Raw genomic sequence first — 8,092 nt, forward strand, 5'->3', positions numbered from 1 at the left:
CCTCCCGCCCCGTCCCCGTCCCCCGCGCTGCCCTCCGGCGCCCAGGGCAGGTAGACGTCGAAGCGCGTGCCGCGCCCGGGCTCGCTTCGCACCTCCACGAAGCCCCCGTTCTGGCGCACGATGCCGTAGACCGTGGCGAGGCCGAGCCCCGTGCCGCGCCCGGGCTCCTTCGTGGTAAAGAAGGGCTCGAAGAGGTGGGCGAGGGTCTTCTCGTCCATGCCGCAGCCGTCGTCGGCCACGCACAGAAGAGCATACCTGCCGGGCGCCACGGGCTCGCCCCGGGCGCTGCGGCGCTCCCGCAGCACGACACCCCGGGTCTCCAGGGTGATCCTGCCGGTTCCGGCGATGGCGTCCCGGGCGTTGACCACGAGGTTCGCCAGAAGCTGATCGAGCTGGGAGGGGTCGAGGCGCACCTGCCCCGCTCCTGCGCCCGGCTGCCAATCCAGCTCGACATCCTCCCCGATGAGCCGCCGCAGCATCTGCAAGAGCCCCTCCACGGCGCCGTTGAGGTCGAGCACCTGGGGGCTCACGGCCTGGCGGCGGGCGAAGGCCAGGAGCTGGCGCGTGAGAACCGAAGAGCGCTCCGCTGCCTGGAGGATCTCCTCCAGGTCGCGGCGCAGGGGGCCTTGCGCCGCGGGCCGGCGAAGCGCCAGCTCCGCCCTCCCCAGGATGACGTCCAGCATGTTGTTGAAGTCGTGGGCCACGCCGCCCGCCAGACGGCCCACGGCCTCCAGCTTCTGGGCGTGGGCCAGCTGCGCCTGGAGGACCTCCCGCTCCTCCTCGGCCCGGTCCCGCTCGGCGACCCGCTGCTCCAGCTCGGCGGCGCGGGCAAGGCCAGCCTCGTAGAGGCGCGCGTTGGTCACCGCCAAAGCCGCCAGGTTGGCCAGGGTACGGCACAGGCCCACCTCGCCCTCCGAGAAGTCCTGGGGCTCCCCCGAAGACGCCACGATCAGGACGCCCAGGGTTTCCTCGCCGGCGAGCAGGGGCAGGTAGAGGACGGAGCGCAGATCCCTGGACCGGCGCGCGGTCTCCTCGGCGGGGGTGAGCCGGGCCGTCGCCGCGTCGGGAAGGAGCACCGGCTCCCGGGAGACGATGGCCTCTCGAATGTGGGGATGCTCGGCCAGGGGGGCCCGGCGCAAGCTGTCGGGAAAGTCGGGGGGGATCGGGGGCGCGGTGGCGTACAGGCGCACCCCGTCCCCGTCGATCAGGTACACGGCGGCCGTATCGAGGGAAAAGAGCCGGGCCGCCCCGTCGGCCGTGGCCTGGAGGATCCGGGCCAGATCCAGGGTGGCCGCCAGGCTGCGGCTGGCGTCCACCAGGGTGGCGAGGCCCGCGGTGCGGCGGCGAAGATCCGCTTCGGCCCGGCGCCGCTCGCGCTCCGTCTCCATGGCGTCGAGGGCAAAGGAGATGTCGGCCCCGATCTCCTCCAGGAGCTGCCGCTCCTCCTCCGTGAAGAAGCCGGGCTCCCCGGCGTAGAGGTTCAGGGTGCCCACGACCCGGGACCGAACCCGAAACGGCACCGCGGCCATGGACCGGTACCCGCGGCGCAGGGCCTCGTCGCGCTGCGCGGCGGTCCGGGGATCGGACGCGATGTCGTCGCAGATCCCGACGGCCCCGCTCGCCAGGGCTTCCGCGGTGGGGCCCGGACGGGTCGCGCCGGCGCCCCAGGCGGCCCGAAGCGCCGAGAGATACCCCTCCTCGTGCCCGGCGCTCGCCGCGGGCACGACGGCGCCCGTGGCCTCGCCGGCGAGCCCCACCCAGGCCATCCGGAAGCGCCCGTGCTCCACGGCAACCTGGCAGAGGGCACCCAAGAGCGCGTCCCTTTCCCGCACCCGGACGATGGCCTGGTTGATCTGGCTCAGGACCGCGTAGAGCCGTGTGACCACCGCCAGGCGCTCCTCGGCGTGCCGCCGCGCGGTCACGTCGTGGGCGAGCACGAGCTCGGCCGCTCGCCCTTCCCACTCCAGGGTATGGGAGACGATCTCCACGTCGAGGTCGGCGCCGCCCTTGGTCCGGTGCCGCCACAGGCCGGCCTCGTCGAGGCCGGAGCCCACCCGGGCGACGTTGGCCCGGAGCCGGTCCACGTCCTCGGGGGGCCGGATGTGGGCCAGGGTCATCCCCAGGAACTCCTGGCGCGTGTACCCGTACTTGCGCACCGCCGCCTCGTTGACCGCCAGGAACCTTAGGGTCTCCAGGTCATAGACCCACATGGGGTGCGGATTGGCCTCGAAGAGCTGGCGGTAGCCCGACGCATTGGCCCGGTCGATGGTGCCGTCGGCCGCCACGGCGAGGGCGGCGTCGGGAATGGCTTCGAGGACCCGCTCACCGGATCCCTCGGGGGAAACGCTCATTCGTCCTCCGTCGCCTCGCGCTCGGACCGCCCGGGACCCAAGGGGAAGAGGGGGGCGTTGGGCCGGATCGCTGGCAACGATCCCCTCCCGGCGGCGTGGAACGAATCTTACCGGACCGGGCGCGACAGGCCAAGCAGCCGCGTTGACGCCCCTCCGAACGCCGTGATACACGCTATTCCCACGAGCCGGGAGCAGGGCCGCGTCCCCGCAGGCTGCTGAAGGAGCAGCCTGCGTGCGCCCCATGGATGGGGCGCCGAATCACGGCGCTTGGAAAGCGAAATGATTCGTGAGGGTTCGAAGGGGCCGTCCCCGAAAACCCGTAGCTGAAAGACCCACGGATGGAGTCTTTCAGCACCCTGCTGCAAAGGCTTCCGAGCCCATGCGCATCCTGCTCCTCTTCGCCCACCCCGCCCTGGAGAAGTCCCGGGTGAACCGGCGCCTCATCCGCGAGGTCCAGGGGCTGCCCGGGGTGACCTTCCACGACCTCTACGAGGCCTACCCCGATTTCGAGGTCGACGCGAGGCAGGAGCAGGCCCTCCTGACGGCCCACGACCTCATCGTGATGCAGCACCCCCTCTACTGGTACACGGTCCCCCCGCTGGTGAACCAGTGGAAGATCTCCGTGCTCACCTACGGGTGGGCCTACGGCGAGGGGGGCGGGGCGCTGCGGGGCAAGACCTGGCTCTCGGCCATCACCACCGGCGGCAGCGACGCCGCCTACCAGCGCGACGGCCTCAACCGCTTCACCATCCGCGAGCTGCTTGCGCCCCTGGAGCAGGCCGTGCACCTGTGCGGCATGGACTTCCTGCCCCCCTTCGTGGTCCACAACACCCTGCGGATCACGCCCGCCGAGATCGAGGGCGCGGCGAGCGACTACCGCCTCGCCCTCGAGGCCCTGCGCGACGGGCGGCTCGACCGGGAGGCCGCCCGTGCCGAGCCGCGCCTGAACTCCCACCTGGACCGGCTCCTGAGCCGCTGAGGCGGGCGATGCACGCCGAGGGATTCTTCGCCCAGGCCTTCGTCTACCTCTTGGCGGCCGTGGTCGCGGTGCCCATCGCCAAGCGCCTCGGGCTCGGCTCCGTGCTGGGCTACCTCCTCGCCGGGGTGGCCATCGGCCCCTTCGGGCTCGGCTTCGTGGGGCAGGAAGGCCAGGATCTGCTGCACTTCGCCGAGTTCGGCGTGGTGATGATGCTCTTCCTGGTAGGGCTCGAGCTCGAGCCGAGCCTGCTGTGGCGCCTGCGCGCGCCGATCCTGGGGCTCGGGGGGCTCCAGGTGACCCTCACGGCCTCCGCCGTGGCCGGCCTGTGCCTGGCCCTCGGGCTGGGCTGGAAGGCCGCGGTCGCCGTCGGCCTGACCTTGTCCCTCTCCTCCACCGCCATCGTGCTCCAGACCCTGAGCGAGAAGGGCCTGCTCAAGACCTCGGGCGGCCAGAGCTCCTTTGCCGTGCTCCTCTTCCAGGACATCGCCGTCATCCCCATGCTGGCGATCTTCCCCCTCCTGGCCTCGGCCCCCGCCGTGTCCGGCGCGGAAGCGGCGGCCCACGCGACCACCTGGGTGGACGGGCTGCCGGGCTGGGCCCACACCCTGGCAGTCGCCGGCACCGTGGCCGCCGTGGTACTCGCCGGCCGGTTCCTGGTGCGCCCGGTCCTGCGGGCCATCGCCGGCACGCGCCTGCCGGAGGTCTTCACCGCCGCAGCGCTCCTCCTGGTCATCGCCATCGCGCTGCTCATGACCCGCATCGGCCTGAGCCCGGCCCTGGGCACCTTCCTGGCGGGCGTAGTCCTGGCCAACAGCGAGTACCGCCACGAGCTCGAGAGCGACATCGCCCCCTTCAAGGGCCTGCTGCTGGGTCTGTTCTTCCTCGCTGTCGGGGCCTCCATCGACTTCGGCCTGGTGGCGGCGCGGCCGGGGCTCGTCGCGGGCCTGGTCGTCGGGCTGATGGCCGTGAAGTTCGGGGTGCTGGCCGCCCTGGGCGCCGGCTTCCGCCTCGGCACCGACCAGAACCTGCTCTTCGCCTTCGGCCTGTGTCAGATGGGGGAGTTCGCCTTCGTCCTCCTCTCCTTTGCCACCCAGCAGGGGGTGCTGGGGGCCGAAGTGGCGTCGCCCCTGGTGGCGGTGGTCGCCCTCTCCATGGCGCTCACCCCGCTCCTCTTCCTGGCCAACGAGAAGCTCCTCCAACCGCGCCTGGGCACCCGGCAAGAGGGGGAGCGCAGCCCCGACGCCATCCACGAGGACAACCCGGTGATCATCGCGGGCTTCGGGCGCTTCGGCCACGTGGTGGGGCGGCTGCTGCGGGCCAACGGCGTGGGGGCCACGGTGCTCGACCTGGATTCCGACCGGGTCGACCTGCTGCGCAAGGTGGGCCTGCCGGTCTTCTACGGCGACGCCACGCGCCCGGAGCTTTTGCGCTCCGCCGGCGCGGAGAAGGCCAGCCTCCTGGTCCTGGCCCTCGACAGCCCCGAGAAGACCCTCGCGCTGGTCCACCTGGTCCGCAAGCACTTCCCCCACCTCACCGTGCTGGCCCGGGCGACCGACCGGTCCGACGCCTACGAGCTGATCGACGCCGGGGTCGCCCACGTGTACCGGGAGACCTTCGACACCTCGCTGCGGATGGCGGTGGACGCCCTGCGGCTCCTCGGCTTCCGGGCCCCCCAGGCCCAGCGGGCGTCGCACACCTTTTTTCGCCACGACGAGGACTCGGTGCGGGCCATGGCCGCCATGCGCCGGGACCACGCGCGCCACCTCCTGGCCACCCGGGAGAGCATCGCGGACCTGGAGCGCCTGCTCCTCGCCGAGCGGGAGGAGGTGCACGTGCACCGGGACGCCGGCTGGGACTCCGATGCCTGCACGGATGCCGAGGAGTGCCCCCCGGACCGCCCCGACTCCGGGAGCCGTTAGAAATTCTCGGGAACCCGGGATCCCATAGAGTGCGTCACCTCTTGGGGGCCTCAAAGGGACCGCACGGCGCGCCCGAATGCCCCGTCCAAATCGAAATCGATATCGAGGGCGACCTCGACCCCGACTCCGATCCCGATTTCGATCGCGATTTGGATTTCGCTCCGTGAGGGGATAGGGGGGCTGAGCCAGTCCGGAGAGCGCGTGGCGCACCAACGCAAGACGCCCCGCCGGGGTCGGCGGGGCGTCTTGCGTTTCCAGCGAGGGACTTCTTACGCGGCCAGGGTCGCCCGGATGTCCGCCTCGGGGGTGCTGATGGGCTTGATGTCGAAGTTGTCCACCAGCACCTGGAGCACGTTGGGGGTCACGAAGGCCGGCAGACTGGGGCCGAGCCGGATGCCCTTGATGCCCAGGTGGAGCAGCGTGAGCAGGATCGCCACCGCCTTCTGCTCGTACCAGGAGCAGATGATGGACAGCGGCAGGTCGTTCACGCCGCAGTTGAAGGCGCCCGCCAGGGCCACGGCGATCTGCACCGCCGAGTAGGCGTCGTTGCACTGGCCCACGTCGAGCAGCCGCGGGATGCCCCCGATGTCGCCGAGCTTCTTGTCGAAGAACCGGAACTTTCCGCACGCGAGCGTGAGCACCACCGTGTCCTTCGGGGTCTTCTCGACGAACTCGGTATAGTAGTTGCGGCCGGGCTTGGCGCCGTCGCACCCGCCCACCAGGTAGAAGTGCTTGATGGCGCCGCTCTTGACCGCCCCGATCACCTTGTCCGCCACCCCGAGCACCGCGTTTCGCCCGAAGCCGGTGAGCACCGAACCCTTGTCCTCATCCGAGGCGAAGCCCGGCATCGCCAGGGCCTTCTCGATCACCGGCCCGAAGGCGCCGTTCTTCACGTGCTTGATCCCCGGCCAGCCCACCAGGCCCGTGGTGAACACGCGGTCCGCGTAGTCGGACTGGGGCTCCTGGATGCAGTTGGTGGTAAAGAGGATCGCACCCGGGAAGCCGGGGAACTCCTTGCGCTGGTTCTGCCAGGCGGTGCCGTAGTGCCCGTAGAAGTGCTTGTACTTCTTGAGCCCCGGGTACCCGTGGCAGGGCAGCATCTCCCCATGGGTGTACACGGTGATGCCCTTGCCCTCGGTCTGCTTGAGCAGGTCATCGAGATCCTTCAGGTCGTGACCGGAGACGAGGATGGCCTTGCCCTTCACGTGCCCCAGGGGCACGGGGGTGGGCACCGGGTGACCGTAGGTGCCGGTGTTGGCGGCGTCCAGGAGCTCCATGGCCTTGAGGTTCGCCTCGCCGGTCTTGAGGGCCAGGCCAACCCAGTCTTGCAGCCCCAGGCTCTTGTCCGTGAGCTTTGCCAGGGTCTCGTGGAGGAAGGCGTAGACCCCGTCGTCCTCTTTGCCGAGCACGGCCGCGTGGTCGGCGTAAGCGGCCGTGCCGCGAATTCCGTAGAGGGTCGTCTCCTGGAGGCTCTTCACGTCGTCGTCGCGCTCCCAGTCGATGGGCAGGCGCACCTGCTCGCCCTGGGCCACGAGGCCCGCCAGATCTGACGCGGGCTGCAAGCTCGCGGCGGGATCGGCGAAGGTGACGCTGCCGCCCCTGGCCTTTACCTTCTCGGTCAGGGCCTTGCGGTGGGCCACCGTCTCGGCGATGAGGGCCTGGAAGCGGGCGGGGTCGAAGTCCACGTTGGTCAGGGTGGAGAAGATGGCCTGGGCGGTGAAGCGGTTCACGGCGGGGTCCACGACCCCCACCTTGCGCCCCGCCGTGGCCACCTGGGAGAGGCCCCGCACGGCGTAGGTGAGGAGATCCTGGAGCGCGGCCACCTCGGCGTTCTTCCCGCACACTCCGTGCTTGGTGCAGGCGGTTCCCTGAGCGGTCTGTTCACACTGGTTGCAGAACATGGCGTACCTCCCTTTCGAGTGGGGTGAAGGTTCCGGCGTCCGTGTCTCCGATGGGGGGGAGAGTAGGCGTTTCTCCGGCCCCGTCCCTTGAGCCAGGTCAAGGCTAGCCCGAAGAGGGAGGTTGTCCAGTGGCGCGGGCGACACGCGAGGTCGTGCCCGCTACGACTCGAGCCGGCCTCCCTTGCCGGAGCCGGGAAGCTCGCTACCCTGGTGGCACACCGAGGGAAAGGAGCGCACATGGGGACGACCACGGGGTGGAGGGTGGCGGTCGGCCTGGCCGTGGGTCTGGCCCTCGAGGCGGCGTGGATCCTGCCGTGTCGACCGGCAGCAGCCCAGGAAGCACCCCCGGGCGCGTCGGTCGCGCAGACCGTGGGGCCCGACCTGGCCGCGGCCTACGGGGTCGACCCGCGGGAGGCAGGCCTTTCCGGGGAGGCTCGGGAGGAGTTCGAGCGCCGGCGTTTCGAGGTCCAGTCGCGCGTCGTGCGCCTCGTCGCCGATCTGGACGTCTTGCGGCGGGAGCTGGCCCGCCTCCTCGACGACCGGCGCTTCGACCTCACGGCCGCACAGAAGAAGGTCGGGGAGATCTCCGTGGCCGAGTCCAGCCTGCGCTCGGCCCACGTGGAGCTCGCCCACGCCCTGGCGGGGGCCCTCACCGACGAGCAGTGGCGCCTCTTTCGCCGGCTCGCCGAAGGCGACGAGCCGCCCCCGGGCCCCGCGGCCCCGTCGCCGCACCGGGGCACGCCCGAACGGTGAGCCCCAGAACCCGTATCGGCGTTTGGTCTCCGGCTTTTCTCCATTCCGCGCGGCTCCCGGCCCCCAGGGCGATCGCGCATAAAACTCAGCTGGTACGCGGTCGTATGGCATAGTGCTTGCTGCAAGGGGGGCGTGTCATCGGCTCGCTAGAGCCGACCGGGCTATCTAGTGGGCAACCGCTTGAAAGGT

The 8,092-nt window shown here is 71.0% G+C and carries 5 protein-coding genes; 3 read left to right on the forward strand and 2 right to left on the reverse strand.

Features of this window, described 5'->3' with window-relative positions; genetic code table 11:
• Window positions 1–2,351 (reverse strand): GAF domain-containing protein (locus tag AB1578_19715; protein ID MEW6490121.1); only part of this gene is annotated, 2,351 nt, incomplete at its 3' end.
• Between the two features lie 379 nt (window positions 2,352–2,730).
• On the opposite strand from AB1578_19715, the gene AB1578_19720 reads away from it, so the two are divergent.
• Complete coding sequence (locus AB1578_19720; GenBank protein ID MEW6490122.1) at window positions 2,731–3,330, forward strand: NAD(P)H-dependent oxidoreductase; 600 nt, start codon at window positions 2,731–2,733, stop codon at window positions 3,328–3,330.
• Window positions 3,331–3,338: 8 nt separating this feature from the next.
• Window positions 3,339–5,249 carry a monovalent cation:proton antiporter-2 (CPA2) family protein gene (locus AB1578_19725; GenBank protein MEW6490123.1) on the forward strand — a complete coding sequence of 637 codons (1,911 nt, stop codon included), beginning with the start codon at window positions 3,339–3,341 and terminating at the stop codon, window positions 5,247–5,249.
• A gap of 269 nt (window positions 5,250–5,518) precedes the next feature.
• Here the strand turns inward: AB1578_19725 and hcp are convergent, their stop codons facing one another.
• A complete protein-coding gene (gene hcp, locus AB1578_19730) occupies window positions 5,519–7,150 on the reverse strand; it encodes a hydroxylamine reductase (GenBank protein MEW6490124.1) in 1,632 nt (543 codons plus the stop codon).
• Between the two features lie 237 nt (window positions 7,151–7,387).
• Between hcp and AB1578_19735 the strand changes: the two genes are divergently transcribed.
• Window positions 7,388–7,903, forward strand: coding sequence for a hypothetical protein (locus AB1578_19735; protein ID MEW6490125.1), 516 nt, complete (start codon window positions 7,388–7,390; stop codon window positions 7,901–7,903).
• Window positions 7,904–8,092 lie beyond the last annotated feature (189 nt).

This window comes from Thermodesulfobacteriota bacterium (assembly GCA_040756475.1).
Taxonomy (GTDB): domain Bacteria; phylum Desulfobacterota; class Deferrisomatia; order Deferrisomatales; family JACRMM01; genus JBFLZB01.